The sequence below is a fragment of the Corallococcus macrosporus DSM 14697 genome (genome assembly GCF_002305895.1).
Taxonomy (GTDB): Bacteria; Myxococcota; Myxococcia; order Myxococcales; family Myxococcaceae; genus Myxococcus; species Myxococcus macrosporus.
This window is the reverse complement of record NZ_CP022203.1, coordinates 6974361-6995966: the sequence shown is the minus strand read 5'-3', so window position 1 is coordinate 6995966 and position 21606 is coordinate 6974361. Positions and strand designations below refer to the sequence as shown.

Sequence of the window (21606 nt, the reverse complement as noted above, 5' to 3'; positions counted from 1 at the left end):
TCCGTCAGTCCACCATGAAAACGCCGGAAATCATCTTGTTCATGGCGCAGCCGTACACCAGCTTGCCGGACTCCTTCGGCGTGAAGGCAATCTCCACCGGCTCGTTGAGCGGCAGCGGCGTGTTGATGTCGTAGCCGTCCATGACGACCTCGGTGGCGCAGGTGTGGTCCGTCTTGCGCGTCACCACCAGCTTCACCGGCTCGCCCTTCTTGAGATTCACGGGGCTGGGCTCGTAGCCCTTCTCCGTGACGGACAGCTCGACGACGCGCACGCCGTTCTCCCGCTTCTCGGGGACCGCGGGCGCCTTCGCCGCGTCGGCGTCCTTCGTGCAGCCCTGCTGGGTGATGCCCACCATGGCGGCCGTCGCGGCCAGGGCGAGCCAGGGCTTGATGATGCGGGAGATGAACTGGCGCATGGATGTGTCTCGGCGGTGAGGGGCGCGCCCCCCGCGGGGATGGGCCTCAGGCCTCGTCCGCGGGGGCGCTTTCGGAGGGAGTAACCGTGACGGGCTCGAAGCGCAGCAGGGCGTGGAGCGGCACGAAGACCTCGTGGCCCTCCTCTCCCAGCAGCAGGTCGAACCGGCCCACGCGCGCCAGCGGGAGCTGGAGCGTGATGCCGTTGCGCAGCACCAGCCGCACCGTCTGACCGATGTGGTCCAGGAAGGCGCGTGGATCCGAATGCGGGCGCTTGTCCGGCTGACGCGCCACCGCGGACGGCTTCTGCGTCAGCTTCGCGTCTCGCTCCAGCCCGGGCAGCAGCCGCTCCCAGTCCGCGCGCCGGGCGAGCAGCACCACCTGGAGCTTCTCCAGGCGGCCCGTGCGCTCCAGCGTGAAGGCGATGGGCTCCTCGACCTGCAGCGTGTCCAGCAGGGAGCGCTCCGCGAGCACCACGGAGACCTCCGCCTTGTCGCTGATGAGCCGGGCCAGGAAGTCCGCCACCACGGCGTTTTCGACCTCGCCGCGCGCCTGCTTGATGGCCGCCTTGCGCTGGGTGCGCTCCTTGCGGGCCATGAACTCCGCCACCGTCATGCCGCTCTGGAGCACGCCGAAGGCGTCCCCCAGGGACAGGCTGGGCGTCTGGCCCATCAGCTCGTACACCTGGTCGAAGCGCTTCGCCTCCTCGGCGTGCAGCTTGCGCCAGATGCGGCACTTCATCTTCCCTTCCAGCTCCCCCTTCGCGATGCGGGCCGGGACGCGCTCGCGCACCGCCAGCGCCTGAATCTGCTCGGGCGTGGGGGGCGGCCGCGGCGTGGAGGGCCGGAAGCCGCCAGGGCGTCCGCCGAAGCCACCACCGGGAGCCCTGCCCGGAGGCGCACCCGTACCGGGGCCCGACGGGCGGGGAGCCAGCGGGCGTGCGCCGGGCGTCACGCTCGTCGTGGGGCGGGGCGTGGGGGGCGCCGCCGTGGGGTCCGCGGCCGTGGGCACCGGGCGAGGCGCCGGCGCAGCGCCCGTGGGACGAGGCGTCGGCAGGGGCGCCGAGCCAGCAGGCCGGGGCGTGGGCGCCGCGCCCGTGGGGCGCGGGGTAGGCGTGGGGCGCGGCGTGGGCGCCGGAGTCGGGGTCGGAGCGCCAGTGCCGGGCGTCGCCGCCGGGCGCCGGATGACTTCGACCGCGGGAATCACCCGCCGTGTCTTCCTGTCGTTCACAGTCGTACGTTACCTGATGCGAGTTTTCCGGGCATGCCCGGCTTCACGGCTGGAGGGATTCTGAAAGGTCGACCTTCCACCCGGACGGCTCACGGACCATCCGGACCTCGTGGGAGTTGCCTCCCGCGCGCACGAGCACTGTCGCGACGTCTCCCTCCTCCCGAACCACCGAGACCTCCGTAACATCCGGAGGCGGAGGGACATTCGCGAAGAAGAGGGCCATGGGCTCCGGCTTTTCCTCACCCCCGGAGGCCTCGCCCACCGCCTGGGCCCGCTTCGCCATCGCGTCCTGGGTGGGCTTGGACAGCGCGCCCCACGCCTGCTGCAGCTCCCCTCGCTTCACCAGCCGATGGAAGGACGTGTAGGCGTCCTGCGGGGTGCCGAAGCGAGGCCGGTTGCAGCCAGCCAAGCCCAGCAGGACCAGCGCCAACAGCCAGGGCATCGTCGCGGAGAGACGCATGGGGACAGGGGTTTAGGTCAAAGCGCCGCCGGGGGAAAGCCCGAGGTGAGGACATGTCACGCGGCGTGCTGATGGACGCGATTGCGGCCCGCTCCCTTGGCCGCATACAGGCTGGCGTCGGCGGCCCGCAGCAGCGCCTCCGCGCTCGCCAGGTCGCTCGACGGCACCGTGGCCACGCCCAATGACGCGGTCAGCCGCACGCACTCCGGTTTGCCGCTGCCTCCCACATGCTCCAGCTCCAGGCCGGCGATGGCGTCCCGCACCCGTTCGCAGACCCGGAGCGCATCCCCGGGGCCCGTCTCCGGGAGCAGGGCGATGAACTCCTCGCCGCCATAACGCGCCAGCAGGTCCACCTCCCGCAGCCGCGCCCGCGCCGTCTGGGCCACGGCCTTCAGCACCAGGTCCCCGAAGGGGTGCCCGAAGCTGTCGTTGATGCGCTTGAAGTGGTCGATATCCAGCATCACCAGGGACAGGGGCGCGCCGTAGCGCCGCGAGCGGGCGAACTCCTCGTGCAGCCGCTCCTCGAAGGCGCGCCGGTTCGACAGCCCGGTGAGCGCGTCCGTGCGGCTGAGCGCCAGCAGCTCTTCACGCCGGGCCGCCAGCTCCTTGTTGGCGCGGTCCAGCTCGCGGTTCTTCTCCACCAGCGCGTCCTGCAGCGCCTTCAGCCGCAGCATGGACTTCACGCGGGCCGACAGCTCGAGCATGTCGAAGGGCTTCACCAGGTAGTCATCCGCCCCCAGCTCCAGCCCCTCCACCTTGCCCGCCGCCTGCCGGGCCGTCATGAGAATCACCGGGATGAAGCCGAAGCCGTCCTCGCCCCCGTTCGCCTTGATGATGCGGCACACTTCCACGCCGCCCAGCCCCGGCATCTCCACGTCCATGAGGATGAGGTCGGGGCGGGACTCGCGGATGGCGGACAGCGCCTGGGCGCCGTCATGGGCCTCGGTGAAGACGTAACCGTGAGGGGCCAGCCCGTCGCGGACGTGGCGGACATGCGCCGGGTCATCGTCCACGATGAGCACCGTGCGGCCACTGAGGTCCGCTCCGGGGGATGCACGGCGGGCGACCTCCAGCGTCCTCTTCCGTTCGCCATCCGCCATGAATGTCTCGCCCCCGGAGCAGTCGCCCCGCGCTGCGGGGTTGACCGCCATTCTCACTGGCCGTAACCGGGAATCAAGGGGCTCGGCGAGCGCCCCGGAAGCCGACGTCAGGCAGGCTTCACTAGCCGCGCCCGGTACACGGGCTCGCCGCTGGTCAGGTAGCGGCGCTCGCGCGTGGAGGGCACCTCCTCCGGGTCATAAGGATGGAAAACGCCTGAACCCAGGGGGTTCTTGAAACCAGCGGATTCCAGGATGGCGAGCATCGTCACGCCCCGGTCCTGCACATCGGTGCGCATGTCGAAGCGGCCGCCCGGTGCGAGCTTGCCGTACAGGAGCTCCGCGAAGGCGGGCTGAATCACGGCGCGCTTGGCGTGGGAGCGCTTCCACCAGGGGTCGGGGAACTGGAGGTGGATGGCCGCGAGCGAGTCGGGCGCGAAGATGCGCGGGACGACGAAGCGCGCGTCGGCTTCGATGACGCGCAGGTTCTTCAGGCCGGCCTTGTTGCCGCGCTCCTGGGTGTCGCGCGCGTACTTCTTGCGCCACTCGAAGGCGACGAAGCGCACCTCGGGGTGGCGGCGGCAGTACTCCAGGGCGTGTCCGCCGGCGCCGGAGCCGATCTCCAGCTCGAGCGGCCCGCTGAAGCCGAACTCCGCATCCCAATCCGGAGGGGTCTCCAGGGTGACGAACTTGAGGCCGACGGGCTCGGGCAGCAGGCGGGGACGGGACATGGGCGGGCGCCACCAACCATGGTGGCGGCGGGTTTGGCCAGGGAAAAACGCGGAGCCTGGAGTATACGGGAGCCCATGAAGGTCTTCCCTGCGGTGGCGGACGCGGGCCGGGCGCTGGCAGGACAGGCCCTGGCGCTGGGCAACTTCGACGGTGTGCACGTGGGCCACCAGGCCCTCTTCGCGGAGGCGCGCCGACACGGACGGGCGGCCGCCTTCACCTTCAATCCCCACCCGGGAAAGGTGCTCCAGCCGGAGCTGGCGCCGAAGCTCATCACCCTGCTGCCGCGCAAGCTGGAGCTGTTCGAGCAGTGCGGCCTGGACGCGGCGGTGGTGCAGCCCTTCTCGCGCGAGTACGCGCGCACGCCGCCCGCGGACTTCGAGGCCGCGCTCTTCGACGCGCTCGGCGTGGCGCACGTCGTGGTGGGCAGTGACTTCACCTATGGCTCGGCGCGCAAGGGCACCGTGGAGACGTTGCGCGAGGCGGCGTCCCGGCGCGGCGCCACCGTGCACGTGGTGCCGCCCGTCACGGTGGATGGCGTGGTGGCGTCGTCCTCGAGGGTGCGCGAGTACATCCTGGAGGGGCGGGTGTCCGCGGCCCGCCGGCTGCTGGGCCGGCCCTTCGACCTGGACGGCACGGTGGTGTCGGGGGCGGGGCGGGGGCGGGGCATCGGCTTTCCCACCGCGAACGTGGACACGCAGAACGAGCTGCGCCCCGCACCGGGCGTCTATGCCATCCGCGTCCACCTGCCGGGCGAGTCAAAAGGCACCTGGCACGGGGGCGCGGCGAACATCGGTGTGAAGCCCACCTTTGGCGGCACCGAGGTGACGATTGAGGCGCACCTGCTCGACTTCGCGGGCGACCTGTACGGCAAGGAGCTGCGCGTGCAGTTCCTCGACCGCCTGCGCCCCGAGCAGCGCTTCGGCTCGGTGGCCGAGCTGACGGGGCAGATCAAGCGCGACGTGGAGGCCGCGCGGGCCGTGATTGCGCGCGCGGAGGGCTGAGCAATTTTCCCGTGTCCGTTCAATGGCTTGTGACAGCAGGGGAGCAGGCGAGGGCGCCTTGACGGGCGCGCGCGGCTCCCCTCTAATTCGCTATCAGGAACCGTGCCATGGGGTGTGGATCACCCGGGCACCGCTCCCGCGTCTTTGAGCTCGGAGGCGGGCCCCCGCCCGTCTCTTTCTTCTTCAAGGAAGAGGCATCAACGAATGTCCGGTCGACTCGGTGAACTGCTGGTTCGCGAGAACCTCATCTCCGTGCAGCAGCTTCGCAAGGCCCAGGAAGAGCAGCAGAAGAACGGCACGCGCATCGGCACGGCGCTCGTCAAGACGGGCGCCATCGAGGAGTCGAAGCTGACCGACTTCCTCTCCAAGCAGTACGGCGTGCCGGCCATCAACCTGAAGGACTTCGACGTCGAGCCGGACATCATCAAGCTGGTGCCGAAGGAAGTGGCGGAGAAGCACCTGGTGGTGCCCGTCAACCGCGCGGGCCCGTCGCTCATCGTGGCCATGTGCGACCCGTCCAACATCTTCGCGGTGGACGACCTGAAGTTCCTCACCGGCTACAACATCGAGACGGTGGTCGCCTCCGAGGTCTCCATCCGCGAGGCCATCGAGCGCTACTACGCGGAGAAGGGCCCGTCGCTGGAGGACATCGTCGGCGACGTCGGTGACGACATCGAGGTCACCAAGGAAGAGGCGGAGAACATCGACGAGATGGCCCGGGCCGCGGACGACGCGCCCGTGGTCAAGCTGGTGAACCTCATCCTCATGGACGCCATCAAGAAGCGCGCGTCCGATATCCACGTCGAGCCCTACGAGAAGGACTTCCGCGTCCGCTTCCGCATCGACGGCGTGATGTACGAGGTGATGCGCCCGCCGATGAAGCTGCGCAACGCGATTACATCGCGTCTGAAGATCATGGCGTCGCTGGACATCTCCGAGCGGCGCCTGCCGCAGGACGGCCGCATCAAGATCAAGATGGGCGGCGGCAAGGAGATGGACTTCCGCGTGAGCGTGTGCCCCACGCTCTTCGGCGAGAAGGTCGTGATGCGTCTGCTCGACAAGAGCAACCTCCAGCTCGACATGACGAAGCTGGGCTTCGACGCGCAGCCGCTGGCGTGGTTCAAGGAGGCCATCGACCGTCCCTACGGCATGGTGCTGGTGACGGGCCCCACGGGCTCCGGCAAGACGACGACGCTGTACTCGGCGCTCTCCAGCCTCAACGGCGTGGACACGAACATCTCCACCGCGGAGGACCCGGTCGAGTTCAACTTCGCCGGCATCAACCAGGTGCAGATGCATGACGACATCGGCCTGAACTTCGCGGCGGCGCTGCGCTCCTTCCTCCGCCAGGACCCGGACATCATCATGATTGGTGAGATCCGTGACTTCGAGACGGCGGAGATCGGCGTCAAGGCGGCGCTCACGGGCCACCTGGTGCTCTCCACGCTGCACACCAACGACGCCCCGGGCACGGTGAGCCGTCTGCTCAACATGGGCATCGAGCCCTTCCTCGTGACGGCCTCGCTCAACCTCATCCTGGCCCAGCGTCTGGCGCGCCGCCTGTGCCCGGCGTGCAAGAAGCCGGCGGAGAACGTGGACGAGCAGGCGCTCATCGACGCTGGCGTGCCGCCGGACAAGATTGGCACCTTCACGATGTACGAGAAGGTCGGCTGCCGCGACTGCAACGACCGTGGCTACCGCGGCCGCGTGGCCATCTATGAGGTCATGCCCTTCTGGGACGGCCTCAAGGAGCTGGTCATCAACGGCGCGTCCGCCGCGGAGCTGAAGCAGGAGGCCATCCGCCTGGGCATGAGCAGCCTGCGCATGAGCGGTCTTCGCAAGATGATGGACGGCGCCACCACGTTGGAAGAGGTGGTGGGCAACACCGCCCCGGACCGCTTCTAGTCAACCTTCCCCCACCGCACTCCCCCTGAAGGACATCCCCCCGTGGCCAACCTGCACCAGCTCCTCAAGGCGATGGTCGAGAAGGGCGCTTCCGACCTCCACGTCACCACCGGCTCTCCGCCGCAGCTTCGCGTCGACGGCGAGCTCGTCCCCTTGAAGACGGCGCCGCTGACCCCGGTGGAGACGAAGCAGCTCTGCTACTCCATCCTCACGGACGCCCAGAAGCACAAGTTCGAGGAGGACAACGAGCTGGACCTGTCCTTCGGCGTGAAGGGCCTGTCGCGCTTCCGCGCGAACATCTTCATGCAGCGTGGCGCGGTCGCCGCGGCGTTCCGGACCATTCCCTTCAAGATCCTGACGTTCCAGGAGCTGGGCCTGCCGCCCGTCGTCGCGGAGCTGGTGAAGAAGTCGCGCGGGCTCATCCTGGTGACGGGCCCCACGGGCTCGGGCAAGTCCACCACGCTGGCCTCGATGATCGACAAGATCAACACCGAGCGTCATGAGCACATCATGACCATCGAGGACCCCATCGAGTACCTGCACCCGCACAAGAACTGCCTCGTGAATCAGCGCGAGGTGGGCGCGGACACGCGGAACTTCAAGACGGCCCTCAAGTACATCCTCCGCCAGGACCCGGACATCGTGCTCGTCGGCGAGCTCCGCGACCTGGAGACGATTGAAGCGGCGCTCACCATCGCGGAGACAGGCCACATCTGCTACGCGACGCTACATACCAATAGCGCGGTGCAGACCATCAACCGCGTGCTGGACGTGTTCCCGCCGTACCAGCAGCCGCAGGTCCGCGCGCAGCTCTCCTTCGTGTTGGAGGGCGTGATGAGCCAGGCGCTGGTGGCGAAGGCGGGCGGCCCCGGCCGCATCCTGGCGCTGGAGGTGATGGTGCCCAACCCCGCAATCCGGAACCTCATCCGCGAGGACAAGGTCCACCAGATCTACTCGTCCATGCAGGTCGGCCAGGCGAAGTTCGGCATGCAGACCTTCAACCAGGCCCTGGCGGCGCTGCTGCTGCGGCGGCTCATCACCCAGGACGAGGCCTTCGGCCGCTCCACCGACCCGGAGGAGCTGCGCAACATCCTGGCCACCGGCGGCGGGACCCTGCCCGGGATGCAGCGGCCAGGCGGGGGAGCGGGTGGTCGTTAGTTCCGGGATTCGGAGATCAGCGGTTAGAGTGGCGCGGCACCCGCGGAGGTCCAGCTCATGGCAGCCCCAGCAGTGAAGTCGGCATCAACTCCCAAGAAGGCCACCGCCCAGTTCCTCTGGGAGGCGAAGACCAAGAGCGGGGAGTCCAAAAAGGGTGAGATGGAGGCGATGGACGTCGAGGCCGTCAACGCGCGCCTCAAGTCCCTTGGCCTGAACCCCGTCAAGGTCCGCAGGAAGGGCATGCTGGACGGGGACATCTCCATCCCCGGCCTGGGCGGCGTCGAAGGCAAGGACATCCTCGTCTTCACCCGTCAGTTCGCCACGATGATCGACGCCGGCCTGCCGCTGGTGCAGTGCCTCGACATCCTGGCCAGCCAGATGGACAACCCGGCCTTCAAGAAGGTGCTGATCGCCATCAAGGGCAAGGTCGAGCAGGGCAGCACCTTCGCGGACGCGCTGAAGGAGCACCCCAAGGTCTTCGACGAGCTCTACGTCCAGCTCTGCGCGGCGGGTGAGGTCGGCGGTATCCTCGACGCCATCCTCAACCGGCTCGCGGCGTACCGGGAGAAGAACGAGAAGCTCAAGTCGAAGGTCAAGAGCGCGATGACCTACCCGGTCATCGTCATCCTGGTGGCCATCGGCGTGACGGCGGTGCTGCTGCTGAAGGTGACGCCGGTCTTCGAGAAGATGTTCGCGGACTTCGGCTCGGAGCTGCCGGGGCCCACGCAGATGATCGTGGACTTCTCGCACATGGCGCAGGAGTACTTCTTCCACGCGGCAGGCTCGATTACCGCGGTGGTGATGGCCTTCTCCTGGAGCTACCGCCAGCCGCGTGGCCGGAAGTTCTGGGACAAGGTGTTCCTCTTCATGCCCGTGTTCGGTCCCGTGCTTCGGAAGGTGGCCGTGGCCCGGTTCACCCGTACGCTGGGCACCATGATTTCGTCGGGTGTTCCCATCCTGGACGCGCTCGATGTGACTGCGAAGACGGCCGGTAATCGGACGGTGGAGGATGCCATCGTCTACGTCCGCGGGAAGATCGCGGAGGGAAAGAACATCGCTGGGCCGCTGGCCGAGACGAAGGTGTTCCCGTCGATGGTGGTGCAGATGATTGGCGTCGGTGAGGCAACCGGTGCCATGGACACCATGCTCAACAAGATCGCCGACTTCTACGACGACGAGGTGGATGCGGCCATCAACAGCCTCACCGCGATGATTGAGCCCGTGCTCATGGTGTTCCTCGGCGGCGTGGTCGGTGGCTTCCTCATCGGCATGTATCTCCCCATCTTCTCGCTTGCCGGCGCCATCCAGTAGCGCTGCTGTCGCAGGTGGGCGCCTCCTGGCGGGGGGCGCCTTCAGGTCGCGGCTCGTATGGCTGGTGCTGTTCCGGACGGTGGCCGCGAGTCTGTCGCTCGTCATCACCCTCGTGCGGCTGCACTTGCAGCCGAGTCAGGAACTGAGCAGGGCTGATAGCCTGTCGCTTGCGGTCATCATCATCGCGTACGTCTCGACGCTGGTGGTGGGACTGAGGCTGCGGCGCGGGCGTGGTGGGCTCAGCGATGCCTGGGTGCAGGTCGTTGGCGACGTTGTCATCGCCACTGGGCTGGTCTACCTCAGTGGTGGTGCGGACTCGCCCCTGACGTTCCTCTACAGTTTGTCCGTCATCGGCGCAGCCGTCGTGCTGGATCGGCGCGGTGCGCTCTGGGCCGCCGCAGCGTCCGTGTTGTGCTTCGCCACGCTCGTCGTGGGAGCGCGGTTCCTGGGAAATGCCCCTGGGGGCTTGATGCCTCCGACCCGGGTGATGTTCGTCCTGGGGAGCAACGCACTGGCGCTGGTGCTCATCGCGGTGTTGGCGGGCTATCTGTCTCGTCAGCTCTCCGTCGCCGGTGGCGCCCTGTCCGCGCGCGAGGCGGACCTCCAGCGGTTGGGGCGCCTGCAGCAACAGATTCTGTCCTCCATGCCGTCGGGACTTGTGACGTGTGATGCGGGGCGACGCATCACTTATGTCAATCCCGCGGGCTCCCTGATTCTCCAGGTGGACGCCGGTCAGGTGGTCGGGACGGACTTGGAGGCGCTCCTGCCTGGCGTGCTCGGGTTGGCTCCTCGCTCACCTCGAAGTGAGCTGGTGGTGGGCAGGGGGCTGAAGCGGCGCATCCTGGGGCTGTCCGTGACGCCACTCGACGGAGAGACTGATGCCCTGCTCATGGTGTTCCAGGACCTCACCCAGCTCCGGCGAATGGAGGATGACCTCAAGCGCGCGGATCGGTTGGCGAGCCTGGGCGCACTCTCCGCGCAACTCGCGCATGAGTTGCGCAACCCGCTCGCGTCCATGCGTGGTTCAGCGCAGTTGCTGGCTCAGGATGCGCAGGACGCAACGGGCCAGAAGCTCACCAACATCTTGATTCGTGAGGCGGACCGACTCGCGCGCCTGGTGGAGGACTTTCTGCGCTTCGCGCGGCCGCCGACACCCGTGCTCCAGCAAGTGGCGCTGGCATCCTTGCTGACGGAGACGGTGGACATGCTCCGCGTGGACCCATTGGCTCGGGACGTGCGGGTCGAAATGGCCACGCCTGAGGCCATGTCGGTCTCCGTTGACCCGGACCAACTCCGTCAGGTGCTCATCAACCTGGTCCGCAACGCGTTTCAGGCCGCGGGGCCGCGCGGCCACGTGAAAGTGGCACTGACGCGGGCCGAGAACGAGGCGAGAATCCGCATCTGGGACTCGGGGGGGGGCATCACGGAGGAGATGATGGGGCACTTGTTCGAGCCGTTCTTCACGACGCGGGATGGTGGCACGGGCCTGGGGTTGTCCACGGCGCACTCCATCATCCGGGCACATGGTGGTGCCATTCGCGTGAGGTCCAACCCCGAAGAGGGTACCGAGTTCGTGGTGGGGTTGCCGCTGTGACGGCGATACCGGGAGGGGAGACGGGCGCACGCGGCCACATCCTCGTGGTCGACGATGAGCTTTCCATGCGCGAGTACCTCGAACTGCTGCTTCAGCGGGAAGGGTACTCCGTGACGAGCGTGGCCGGGGTGAAGGCCGCTTGCGACCTGCTCGCCCTGGATGGGGTCGACCTGGTCATCTCCGACTTGAAGCTCGGAACCGGCAGCGGGCTCGACGTACTTCGTGCCGCACGCGCCCGTACCGCCGCGCCGGAGGTGGTGCTCATCACCGCCTACGGAACGCCTTCGGCCGCGGTGGAGGCGATGCGCGAGGGTGCGTACGACTACATCTGCAAGCCCTTCGATAACGAGGAGTTGCGGCTCCTCGTGCAGAAGGCGCTCGAGAAGCGCTCGCTGCGAGAGGAGAACACGGGGCTTCGTGCTCGCCTCTTTCCAGGGCTCGATGGCGCGGTGGGGCAGAGCGCCCGGATGCAGGCCGTCTGGTCCTTGGTGGAGAAGGTGGCTTCCGGTCGCAGCACCGTGCTGGTGACTGGGGAGAGCGGTACAGGCAAGGAGTTGGTGGCGCGTGCCATCCACATGCGTGGAAGCCGGGCTGCCAGGCCCTTCCTGCCGTTCAATTGTGCCGCCCTGAACGAGGGGACGCTGGAGAGTGAGCTCTTCGGGCACGTGAAAGGCGCATTCACGGGGGCCACCCATGACCGTTCAGGCTTGCTGGTCGCGGCGGGCGACGGCACGGTCATGTTGGATGAGGTCGGGGAGATGCCGCTGGCGACCCAGGTGAAGCTGCTCCGGGTTCTCCAGGAGCGGAAGGTGAAGCCCGTGGGCAGCGCGGCGGAGATTCCCTTCCAGGCGCGGGTCATTGCCGCAACGAACCGACGGCTCGAGGCGGAGGTGAAGGCCGGGCGGTTTCGAGAGGACCTCTTCTACCGCCTCAATGTGATCACGGTGGAGCTGCCCCCCCTGCGCGAGCGCTCTGGAGACATTTCGCTCCTGGCGGGCTACTTCCTGTCGCGGATGGCGGAGGAACTGGGGCGGCCAGGCCTGCGGTTCGCACCTGAGACGCTGGCGTTGCTGGAGCGTTATCCATTCCCCGGCAACGTGCGGCAGTTGCAGAACATGGTGGAACGGGCCGCGACCTTGTCCGACTCGGACCTGCTTGGGCCTTCGACGCTCCCGCCTGCGGTGCGGGGCGTTTCTGAACCCGCTGCGCGGACTGCGGAGGGGGGCGAGCCCGGGCTCGGGGCCGGCTTCAATCTGGAGCGCCATCTGGATGACAGCGAGCGGCGCTATCTGCTGGCGGCCATGAAGCAGGCGGGAGGCGTGAAGACCCGGGCCGCGGAGCTGCTCGGCCTCTCGTTCCGTTCATTCCGCTACCGGCTGGCCAAGCACGGCCTGACGGATGAACTGGAGCCCGGGGGACCCTCCGATGCGTAGGCTGATCGACAGTTCTCGTCAGCGCCACTGCCGATTTTTGTCAGCCTTGGACTTGAACCCTGGGGCTGGATTCTTCGCGGCTAGGAAATTCGCGGAGTTGGCATGGCCATCTACCGTGGCATGCCAGGTGCTATCGCCATCCGCGGGCGCAGTGCCCCCCTGTCGCAACCTTCCTTGAGGACCCCCATGCGCGTCTCGCGATTCAACCCCCGCAACCGTGGCTTCACGCTCATCGAGCTCATGATCGTGGTCGCCATCATCGGCATCCTGGCCGCCATCGCCATCCCGAACTTCATCAAGTTCCAGGCACGCTCCAAGCAGTCCGAGGCCAAGACGAACCTCAAGGCGCTGTACACGGCGCAGAAGGCGTTCTTCTCCGAGAAGGACCGCTACTCCAACTTCGCCAACGAGATCGGCTTCGCTCCTGAGCGCGGCAACCGCTACGCCTACCGCGTGTCTGCGGCGGCGGGCGCTTGCGAGGATCGTAGCCTGCCTGACATCCCGAACGCCGCCGCCGGCGTGCCTTGCATCTCCAACGACTCGAACCGCTTCGGTGCGAACAGCGCCATCGCCGATCCGCAGCCCGACGTCTCCACCTTCACCCCGCAGGGCGCTGGTGGTTGGAACACGACGCTCGGCGTGCAGCCGACCATGGAAGATTGCCCCAACTGCAACTTCTTCGCGGGCGCGGTTGGCAACGCGGACAACGAAGTCTCCAACGACGATTGGGTGATCGCCGGCTTCGAGGGCCTTGGCACCGTGACGGCCTGCTCCGAGGAGGGTGCTGTTGCCTCCGGTACGCCGTACAACTCCCACAACGACGTGGCCTGCGACGACTGATAGGTTCGCTGGCTGTGGAATGAATGGTGGCCCCGCCACTGTTCCTCGGGCCGCCTTCCTCCAGGGAGGCGGCCCTTTGCTTTTCGAGGATTTCAGGGTGCTCATGCGGATTGTCGTGCTGTGCCTTGCGGTCGGCTCCATCGCGGTGATGGCCGACAAGCCAGCGAAGCCCTTGCGGACGAAGGATGGGCCCATCCTCCCGCGAAGAGAACTGCTGGAGGTGGTGGGAGCGGCCCAGAAGCCGCTACTGGCGGACTTCTACTGGATACAGAGCATCCAGCAGGTGGGGCGCGCCAATACCGACACGGAATATCGTGACGTATACTTCTTCGCCGACCTGGCGACGGATCTCGATCCGAAATTCCGCTACGTGTACGAGTGGGGCGCCATCACGACTCCCGTCAATCTTGGGCGTGAGCAGTGGGTGAATACCGACTTGTCGTCTCGGTTGCTGACCAAGGGGCTGACCGAGTTCCCGGATGACAGCCGTTTCTTGTTCCAACTTGCGTACAACAAGATGACCTACGACCGGGACTACAAGGCCGCCGCTGACTTGCTCATGCGGTTGGCGAAGTTACCAGGAACACCATCCTACGTGCCGGGGCTGGCCACTCGACTGTACGCCCAGGCTGGCAGCTTTGATTCAGGTCTCGAGATGGCGGAGCTCCTTCGTGACAGTGCTTCTGACGAAGAGTCTCGCGCGTTCTACGAGCACCGCATTCTGGAACTCCTGCGGGAGCGTGTGCTCACCCAGCTTGATGATGCCATCGGGGCGTTTCAGCGAGATCGAGGTCAGCTTCCACCCTCGATTTCTTCGCTGGTGGGGGCGGGGTATCTGCGCGCTATTCCGGAGGACCCACTGGAAGGGCAATTTTTCATTGACCGGAGGGGGCGCGCGCGCTCCACATCGGGGCTCTACAGGTTGGAGATGTACGACGACGCCAAGAAGAAGGAACTGCGCGAAGACCTCGCTGCAGGTGGCATCCAGGTCGAGGGGTTGGAGGAGTCGCCATGAGCGCTGGTGTTTCCGCCGTGTCGAGCCTGCCGGTTTCCATCCGCGGCTTGTCGAAGACGTACCGGGTCGGCTTCTTCCTCAACAAGCAGGTGAAGGCGCTCCAGGGCTTGGATCTGGAGATTGCGCCAGGACAGGTCTACGGGTTGCTCGGGCCCAATGGCGCTGGCAAGTCGACGACCATCAAGATCCTGATGGGGCTGGTTCGTGCATCCCAAGGGCAGGCGCTGCTCTTCGGTGAGCCCCCGGACCGGCCGCATGTCCGGCGGCAAGTCGGGTTCCTGCCGGAGAACCCCTCGCTCTACGAGTACCTGACCGGGCGCGAGTTCGTGACCCTGGCCGGCCGTATCTTCGGGATGAGTGGCCACGACCTGGACCAACGCGTGGAGCGTGTGCTGGGTGAGGTTGGGATGGGGCGCGCCTCGGACCTGCAGATTCGCCGCTACTCGAAGGGCATGGTGCAGCGTACCGCGCTGGCGCAGGCGCTGATCAGCGGGCCTCGCCTGCTGGTGCTGGACGAACCGACCTCCGGTCTGGATCCATTGGGGCGTCGGCAGATGCGCGACATCATCCTGGCGGAGCGGGCCAAGGGAACGACCATCCTGTTCTGCACGCACATCATCTCGGACGTGGAGTCGCTCTGTGACCGGGTGGTGGTGCTCGTTGGTGGCCGGAGGGTTCAAGAGGGCAGTGTGCAGGAGTTGGTCTCTGCGAAGGCCCCCTCGGTGGAGATGGTCGTTCACGGCCTCCCCTTGGAGCAACTGCAGTCACTGGGCTTTGCGTACGAGCAAGCGCAACAGTTGGACAGCCGGGTCCTTCTTCGAGTGCCAGATGCCGATTCACACCCCCTGCTCCAGGCTGTCCTCAACAAGGGGGGGCGTGTGAGCAGCGTGCAACCCGCGCGGTTCTCCCTGGAGGATCTCTTCCTGGATGCGATGAAGCAGGCAGGTGGGCAGACGGTTGGCGGGGAGATTCAGTGATGAGCGCCTTCGCTGCCATGGCGTGGAACGGTTTTCGGGAGGCGCGTCGCAACCGGGTGACGGTGCTGGTCGGAGCCTTCGCGCTCCTGTTGCTCTTCGCGACCACGCTCGTCACGGAGGTCACGGTCAGCACCTTCGACCGGGTGGTGACTGACTTCGGGCTCGGGGTGATGAGCCTGTTGCTCGTCTTCCTCTCCATCTATCTGTCGTCTGGACTCATCAGCCGCGAAATCGAGCGTCGCACCATCTTCCTGATGGTCTCCAAGCCGATGTCCCGAACCCGGTTCCTGCTGGCGCGGCTCGCGGGCAACATGCTCACCCTGGGGGTGTTGCTGGTGGCGATGACGCTCCTGTTCTGGGTGGAGCTCGTCCTGCATCGCTCACCCATCACCCAGCCGCAGATGGCCGCGCTGTGGGGGCTCTACCTGGAGCTCTTCGTCCTCACGAGCGCGGGGTTCCTGATGTCCACCTTCGCCAGCCAGTTGGTCTCCGCGCTGGTGACGACGGGCCTGTACTTCGCGGGCCACCTCTGCTCGGACATCTACAACCTGGGGACGAAGTCCCAGGTCGAGTTCGTCCAGTGGATCAGCAAGGCCACGTACTACGCGCTGCCCAACCTGGAGCGGTTGAACTTCCGGCCTCGAGCGACCTACGCCATCGACGTCACGACGGCTGAGTTGGGGTCCGCGACCCTCTATGCCCTGGGGTGGGGCGCGCTCTTCTGCGTCCTGGCGTCGCTGGTGTTCGAGCGGCGCGACTTCCGCTGAGTCTCGGGTAGGATGCGTCCCCTGTGACGCATTCCTCCCTGCCGGGATACTTCGGGCCCCTGTTCGCCGTGTTCCTGTTCGTGCTCGGCCTATGCGTGGGCAGTTTCCTCAACGTCGTCATCGCGCGGGTGCCGCTGGACCAGAGCATTGTCCGGCCGGGTTCGCGCTGCCCCAAATGCGGGCATGTGTTGTCCTGGTACGAGAACATCCCGCTGCTGTCCTGGCTGGCGCTTCGCGCTCGCTGCCGGGGTTGTGGCGCGCCCATCTCCGCGCGCTACCCCATGGTGGAACTGCTCACCGGGCTGCTCTACTTCGCCTGCCTACGGCGCTTCGGATGGAGCTATGAGCTGGTGCCAGCGCTGGTGCTGGTGTCCCTGCTGGTGCCGCTGGCCTTCATCGACCTGGACCACTGGATACTGCCGCTGTCCATGACGGTGTCGGGGATGCTCGCGGGAATCATGCTCGCGATACCCCTGGGGACAGAGGCTTTGCGCGACGCCCTGATTGGCGCGGCGGTGGGCTTCTTGTCCTTCCGCCTGATGGAATACGTCGGCTGGAAGGTGTTCCAGCGAGAGGCGCTCGGAGCCGGGGACAAGTACCTCGTTGCCATGTTGGGAGCGTTCCTGTCGTGGCGGGCGCTGCTGGGAATCCTCCTGTTTGCGTCCATGCAAGGGGCCGTGGTGGGCATCGTGATGTTGCTGCTGACCGGCCGGGCCGGGCCACGCGCGGAGGAGGCCGAGCCCGAGACGCCCGAGGGCGAGGTGCCGCCACTCACCATGACCTGGGAGTTCACGCAGCCGGGCCTTCCATTCTGGAAGCGCTTATTGCTTGTTCCCGTCTGTCTGCTGGTCCAGCCCATCCCCGATGCTCCGCTGGATGAGGAGGGCGAAGAGGAGGAGTGGATTCCAGAGCGCACCAGCATTCCCTTCGGCCCATGGCTGGCGCTCGCGGGGCTCGAACTGCTGCTGCTGGGCCCCTGGCTGGCGCGCATTCTGCCGCCGGACATCGCGATGATGCTGGGCGCCGTCCCATGAGCCATCCGGGGCTGCGATGAAGGGGCGTCTCGCCAGCGTCGCGTTCCTGCTGGGCTCTTTGTCGACGGGGCTCGCGTGGTTGTCGGTCCAGCCAGTGCTCTTCCGCTTGTTGGAGGCCATTCGCCGGTGGGTTCCGGAGGGCAGCGCGGAAGCAGAAGTCCTTGCGCGAGTGCGCGCTGTCCTGCCGGTCATTCTGGGCCTGGACCTGGTCGCGCTGACGGTCCTGACCTACGTGGTGTTGGACTTGATGGTGGGCCGTCCGCTGCGCCGCACGGAGGCCGTGGTGGAGCAGTTCGGACGGTTGGAGTTGGACCCTCACCTGGTTCCGACCCAAAGCGGCTCGGTGGTGTCGCGCATCCAGCGCTCGCTGCAACGAATGGCCGAGGCACTTCGGGACGAGCAGGCGCTCACGCGAGCGCAGATGGAGTCCCTTCGCGAGTCCAACGCGCGACTGGCGCGTACGCAGACAGAGTTGGTGGCGTCGGAGCGGCTCGCGACGGTGGGGCGGTTGGCGGCGGGCGTGGCCCACGAAGTGGGCAATCCGCTGGCGGGCATCCTCGGATACGTGGCCCTGGCCCGGTCGAAGGCGGACACGCCCGAGTTGAAGGACTTCCTGGAGCGCATCGACCATGAGGTCCAGCGCATCGACCGAATCATCCGGGGGTTGTTGGACCTGGGGCGTCCTGGCGCGACCTCGATGGGGCCGGTCGATGTCGGGGCCGTGGTGGAGACCTGTGTCAGGCTGGTGCGTGCCGCGCCCGAACTGGCTGACGTGACGGTGGACCTGCGCCTGGAGCCCGGGGCGCTCGCTCGGGCGGATGCGGGGCCACTCTCCCAGATTGTCATCAACCTGCTGCTGAACGCGGCCCAGGCCATGGGGGGGCAGGGGGCTGTTCGAGTTTCCTCTCGGTGTGAGGCGGGAGAGACCCGGCTGGTCGTGGAGGATGCAGGCCCGGGCATTCCCGCAGAGGTCATGCCGCGTCTCTTCGAGCCTTTCTTCACGACGAAGGGGCGAGGGGGGACCGGGCTGGGGCTGGCGGTGTCTCAGCGGCTGGCCCAGGTCATGGGAGGGCGGCTCGAAGCGGAAAACGTTCCGGGTGGAGGTGCTCGCTTCACCGTCTCCTTGCCCGCACCCTGAGGCGAAGGTGTGCGTCCGCGGGCCGAGAGCTACCGGCTTCCACGCGGCTGGGGGATGATGCCCGGAGACAGCCATGCCCTTGTTCCGGACCATCCTCGTCGCCGATGACGAGCCTTCCATCCGCCACATCCTCACGCTCGTGCTCACCGATGGTGGCTACGAGGTTCGCGCGGTCGCGGACGGTGAAGATGCCCTGCGGGAGCTGGCGGCTCGCGATTACGACGTTCTCCTCTGTGACGTGCGCATGCCCAAGAAGGATGGGCTCGCCGTCCTTCGTGAAGCGATGGCCGCCCACCCCGGGCTGACCGCGGTGGTGATGAGCGCCTACGGCTCCCAAGACCAGGCGCTGGAAGCCGTCGCCGCAGGTGCGTTCGACTACGTCCAGAAGCCCTTCAAGCCCGACGAAATCGTCTTCGTCCTCCGGAAGGCGGAGGAGCGAGAGCGACTGGTTCGAGAGAACCGGCGGCTGAAGAAGGCCCAACTGCCCTCGGCGCCGGAGGGCCACATCCTCGGGGAAAGCCCCGCGCTGCACACCCTGTTGCACCAGGTGACCCGGCTCGCGCCCGTGGACACCACGGTGCTCATCAGCGGCGAGAGCGGCACGGGCAAGGAGCTCATCGCGCGGGAATTGCACCTTCGCAGTCCCCGCGCCCCCATGGCCTTCGTGGCGGTCAACTGCGGCGCCATCCCGGCCGGCCTCATCGAGAGCGAGCTGTTCGGGCACGCCAAGGGCGCCTTCACCGATGCGCGCACCGCCAAACGCGGGCTGTTCGCGGAAGCAGATGGCGGCACGCTCTTTCTTGATGAGGTGGGCGAACTGCCTCTGCAAGCCCAGGTCAAGTTACTGCGCGTCCTCCAGGAGGGCGAAATCCGTCCCGTCGGAGAGAACCGGGTCGAGAAGGTGAACGTGCGAGTGGTGGCCGCAACCCTGCGGGACCTCTCCAAGCTGGTGGCGAAGGGCGAGTTCCGCGAGGACCTGTACTACCGGCTCAACGTGGTGAACCTGCGCGTTCCTCCGCTGCGGGAGCGGCGCGAGGACGTGCCGCTGCTGGCGCGGGCCTTCATCCTTCGGTTCAACCGCGAGCTGAACCGGGAGCCGCCCGTGGTCGGGCTGTCCGCAGAAGCAGAGGCGCTCCTTCAGTCCTACTCCTGGCCCGGCAACGTGCGCGAGTTGGAGAACGCCATGGAGCGCGCGGTGCTGCTGGCGGACGAGGACCGCATCCTTCCCGCCAACCTGCCCGAACGGCTGTGGGCCGGCGCCCCACCTGGTTCCTCGGAGCCCGTAGGCGCTGCGCTACAGGCCAGTGGCGACCTGTCGCTCAAGCGGGCCATCCGGGAGCTGGAGGAGTCCTACATCCGGGCTGCCCTGCGGAAGACGAAGGGCAATCGCACCCGGGCCGCGGAGCTGCTGGACATCAGTCACCGGGCACTCCTCTACAAAATCAAGGAGTACGGAATCGACCCGGACGCCGAGGCGGAGCGGGCCTGAGGTGCGGGGCCGGTCCAGGAACCGGACAACCGGGCTGGCATTTGACGGAACGCGCCGGAGGCCGGAAAATCGGGCCTCCGCGACGGTGTTGAGGGGCCCGGCGCAGCAGGTGGTGGGAGGCTCCCGTCCGTCCGGAGGGCAGGCGGGCTCCAGGCACTTTTTAGGAGGGGTTGACGGCCAGTGCTACGCTGGCTGCCTCTCGACGGAGTCACGCATGGCGAAGGGCAAACTGGTACTCGGCCTGGATATCGGATCGACGTCCATCAAGATGATTCTCCTCAAGGAGCAGCGCAAGCGCGGCGAGGTCATCTACGCGCTGCAGAGCTTCGGGATGAAGCCGCTTCCTCCGGAGGCCATCGTCGACGGCGCGCTGATGAACTCCACGGCCATCGTCCAGGCCGTGCAGGACCTGATGTCCGAGCTGAAGGTGAAGGGCAAGGACGTGGCCATCGGCGTGTCCGGCCACTCGGTCATCATCAAGAAGATTCAGATGCCGCGCATGTCCCAGGATGAGCTCGAGGAGAGCATCCAGTGGGAGGCGGAGCAGTACATCCCGTTCGATGTGAAGGACGTGAACATCGACACGCAGATCCTGGACGGCGGCGGCAACGACGCCACCGGGCAGATGGACGTGCTGCTGGTCGCGGCCAAGAAGGACATGATCAACGACTACACCACGGTGGTCTCCGAGGCCGGCCTGGCCCCGGTCGTGGTGGACGTGGACGCCTTCGCCGTCCAGAACATGTTCTCCGTCAACTACGACGTGCCAGACCGCGAGACGGTGGTGCTCATCAACGCGGGCGCGTCCGTGGTGAACATCAACATCATCTCCAGCGGCGCGACGGTGTTCACGCGCGACGTCACCATCGGCGGCAACCAGTTCACCGAGGAGATCCAGAAGCAGCTCAACGTCTCCTACGAGGAGGCCGAGGCGCTGAAGATTGGTGGCAACGGCGCGGACGCGGACGCCGTGGTGCCTCAGGACGTGGAGCGCGTGCTCTCCAGCGTGGCGGAGCAGGTCGCCGGAGAAATCCAGCGCTCGCTCGACTTCTACGCGGGCACCGCCGCGGACTCGAACTTCAGCAAGGTCTACCTGTCGGGCGGCACGGCGAAGATTCCCGCGCTGTTCAAGACCATTGAAGCGCGCACCGGTGTGCCGGTGGAGATCCTCAACCCCTTCCGCAAGATCGAAGTGGACAACCGGAAGTTCGACCCCGCGTTCATCATGGACGTGGCGCCCATGGCCGCGGTGGCAGTGGGACTGGCGCTGCGGCGCCCGGGCGACAAGCTGGCCTGACCGGACCCCCCACTGGAGACGACGCACATGATGATTCGCATCAACCTGCTGCCCGTCCGGGCGGTGAAGAAGCGCGAGATGGGCCGGCAGGTGCTGGTCCTCTTCGCCGTGGTCCTGATTGGCGCGGCCTTGGCCAACTATGGCTGGTACGACAACCGCGACACCGAGCTGAAGACCCACCGTCAGGGCGTCGCGACGGCCAAGGCCAAGATCGCCGAGTTGGAGAAGATCATCGGCGAGGTGAAGAACATCAACACCCGCAAGGCCGAGGTCGAGAAGAAGCTGGCCGTGCTGGACTCGCTGCGCAAGGGGCGTAACGGTCCCGTTCGCATGATGGACGCGCTTGCGTCCGCGACGCCCAAGAAGGTGTGGATTTCGACCTTCGCCGAGGCCAGCAACTCCGTGGCCATTGATGGCTCGGCGGTGAGCCACGATGAGGTCGCGGAGTTCATGCGGGGACTCAACAGCGTGGTGTGGACGCCAAAGGGCATGGGGCGGTTGGTGGACCGCCGTCGCGACGCCAAGACAGCGCGCGTGGAGTTGCTCACCGCGGAGGCCACCATCGAGGAGTTCCCTGATGGGCAGGTCACGCCGTTCTTCACGAACATCGACCTGAAGAGCGCGAAGCAGACACAAGCGACCCCGGCGGGGGGCCCTCCGCTGGTCGATTTCAAGATTTCGCTGAAGTCCAACTACGCCATCTGAGAAGGCCGCT

General features: G+C 66.9%; 20 protein-coding genes. 15 read left to right on the top strand and 5 right to left on the bottom strand.

Features of this window, described 5'->3' with window-relative positions:
- Window positions 1-4: 4 nt before the first annotated feature.
- The 5 genes from MYMAC_RS28145 to trmB all read right to left on the bottom strand — a co-directional run bounded on the left by MYMAC_RS28145 (window position 5) and on the right by trmB (window position 3931).
- Window positions 5-415 (bottom strand): cupredoxin domain-containing protein, encoded by a 411-nt coding sequence (locus MYMAC_RS28145; RefSeq protein ID WP_095960318.1) that lies wholly within the window; start codon window positions 413-415, stop codon window positions 5-7.
- Between the two features lie 46 nt (window positions 416-461).
- A complete protein-coding gene (locus MYMAC_RS28140; protein ID WP_239989060.1) occupies window positions 462-1619 on the bottom strand; it encodes a hypothetical protein in 1158 nt (385 codons plus the stop codon).
- Between the two features lie 67 nt (window positions 1620-1686).
- On the bottom strand, window positions 1687-2103 hold the full coding sequence (locus MYMAC_RS28135) for a nuclear transport factor 2 family protein (RefSeq protein WP_095960316.1): 417 nt from the start codon (window positions 2101-2103) through the stop codon (window positions 1687-1689).
- 56 nt (window positions 2104-2159) lie between these two features.
- Entirely contained in the window at window positions 2160-3203 is a 1044-nt protein-coding gene (locus MYMAC_RS28130) for a diguanylate cyclase (RefSeq protein WP_095960315.1), read from the bottom strand.
- A gap of 107 nt (window positions 3204-3310) precedes the next feature.
- On the bottom strand, window positions 3311-3931 hold the full coding sequence (gene trmB / locus MYMAC_RS28125; RefSeq protein ID WP_013942231.1) for a tRNA (guanine(46)-N(7))-methyltransferase TrmB: 621 nt from the start codon (window positions 3929-3931) through the stop codon (window positions 3311-3313).
- A gap of 75 nt (window positions 3932-4006) precedes the next feature.
- Here trmB and MYMAC_RS28120 point away from each other — a divergent pair, with 75 nt between their 5' ends.
- The 15 genes from MYMAC_RS28120 to MYMAC_RS28050 all read left to right on the top strand — a co-directional run bounded on the left by MYMAC_RS28120 (window position 4007) and on the right by MYMAC_RS28050 (window position 21596).
- Window positions 4007-4933, top strand: coding sequence for a bifunctional riboflavin kinase/FAD synthetase (locus tag MYMAC_RS28120; protein ID WP_095960314.1), 927 nt, complete (start codon window positions 4007-4009; stop codon window positions 4931-4933).
- Between the two features lie 204 nt (window positions 4934-5137).
- A complete protein-coding gene (gene pilB, locus MYMAC_RS28115) occupies window positions 5138-6838 on the top strand; it encodes a type IV-A pilus assembly ATPase PilB (protein ID WP_013942229.1) in 1701 nt (566 codons plus the stop codon).
- A 42-nt stretch (window positions 6839-6880) separates the two neighbouring features.
- Window positions 6881-7996 (top strand): type IV pilus twitching motility protein PilT, encoded by a 1116-nt coding sequence (locus MYMAC_RS28110; protein ID WP_095960313.1) that lies wholly within the window; start codon window positions 6881-6883, stop codon window positions 7994-7996.
- A gap of 57 nt (window positions 7997-8053) precedes the next feature.
- Window positions 8054-9307 carry a type IV pilus assembly protein PilC gene (gene pilC, locus MYMAC_RS28105; protein WP_095960312.1) on the top strand — a complete coding sequence of 418 codons (1254 nt, stop codon included), beginning with the start codon at window positions 8054-8056 and terminating at the stop codon, window positions 9305-9307.
- A gap of 61 nt (window positions 9308-9368) precedes the next feature.
- Entirely contained in the window at window positions 9369-10901 is a 1533-nt protein-coding gene (locus MYMAC_RS28100) for a two-component system sensor histidine kinase NtrB (protein WP_095961713.1), read from the top strand.
- A complete protein-coding gene (locus tag MYMAC_RS28095) occupies window positions 10898-12334 on the top strand; it encodes a sigma-54-dependent transcriptional regulator (RefSeq protein WP_095960311.1) in 1437 nt (478 codons plus the stop codon). The genes MYMAC_RS28100 and MYMAC_RS28095 overlap by 4 nt, the downstream gene beginning before the upstream one ends.
- A 186-nt stretch (window positions 12335-12520) precedes the next feature.
- Window positions 12521-13174: a type IV pilin protein PilA gene (pilA, locus tag MYMAC_RS28090; RefSeq protein WP_095960310.1), complete on the top strand. Its 654-nt coding sequence runs from the start codon at window positions 12521-12523 to the stop codon at window positions 13172-13174.
- A gap of 103 nt (window positions 13175-13277) precedes the next feature.
- Window positions 13278-14189 carry an ABC transporter gene (locus MYMAC_RS28085; RefSeq protein WP_239989059.1) on the top strand — a complete coding sequence of 304 codons (912 nt, stop codon included), beginning with the start codon at window positions 13278-13280 and terminating at the stop codon, window positions 14187-14189.
- Complete coding sequence (locus MYMAC_RS28080) at window positions 14186-15166, top strand: ABC transporter ATP-binding protein (protein ID WP_095960308.1); 981 nt, start codon at window positions 14186-14188, stop codon at window positions 15164-15166. Before MYMAC_RS28085 ends, MYMAC_RS28080 begins: the two co-directional genes overlap by 4 nt.
- The gene (locus MYMAC_RS28075; protein WP_095960307.1) at window positions 15166-15933 is read left to right on the top strand and encodes an ABC transporter permease; all 768 of its coding nucleotides are present in this window, start codon (window positions 15166-15168) and stop codon (window positions 15931-15933) included. Before MYMAC_RS28080 ends, MYMAC_RS28075 begins: the two co-directional genes overlap by 1 nt.
- A gap of 23 nt (window positions 15934-15956) precedes the next feature.
- Window positions 15957-16967 carry a prepilin peptidase gene (locus MYMAC_RS28070; RefSeq protein WP_095960306.1) on the top strand — a complete coding sequence of 337 codons (1011 nt, stop codon included), beginning with the start codon at window positions 15957-15959 and terminating at the stop codon, window positions 16965-16967.
- A 16-nt stretch (window positions 16968-16983) separates the two neighbouring features.
- Window positions 16984-18105 carry a sensor histidine kinase gene (locus tag MYMAC_RS28065; RefSeq protein ID WP_095960305.1) on the top strand — a complete coding sequence of 374 codons (1122 nt, stop codon included), beginning with the start codon at window positions 16984-16986 and terminating at the stop codon, window positions 18103-18105.
- A gap of 73 nt (window positions 18106-18178) precedes the next feature.
- Window positions 18179-19594 carry a sigma-54-dependent transcriptional regulator gene (locus MYMAC_RS28060; RefSeq protein WP_095960304.1) on the top strand — a complete coding sequence of 472 codons (1416 nt, stop codon included), beginning with the start codon at window positions 18179-18181 and terminating at the stop codon, window positions 19592-19594.
- A gap of 214 nt (window positions 19595-19808) precedes the next feature.
- Complete coding sequence (gene pilM, locus MYMAC_RS28055) at window positions 19809-20891, top strand: type IV pilus assembly protein PilM (protein WP_043712169.1); 1083 nt, start codon at window positions 19809-19811, stop codon at window positions 20889-20891.
- 27 nt (window positions 20892-20918) lie between these two features.
- The gene (locus tag MYMAC_RS28050) at window positions 20919-21596 is read left to right on the top strand and encodes a PilN domain-containing protein (RefSeq protein WP_095960303.1); all 678 of its coding nucleotides are present in this window, start codon (window positions 20919-20921) and stop codon (window positions 21594-21596) included.
- Window positions 21597-21606: the final 10 nt, after the last annotated feature.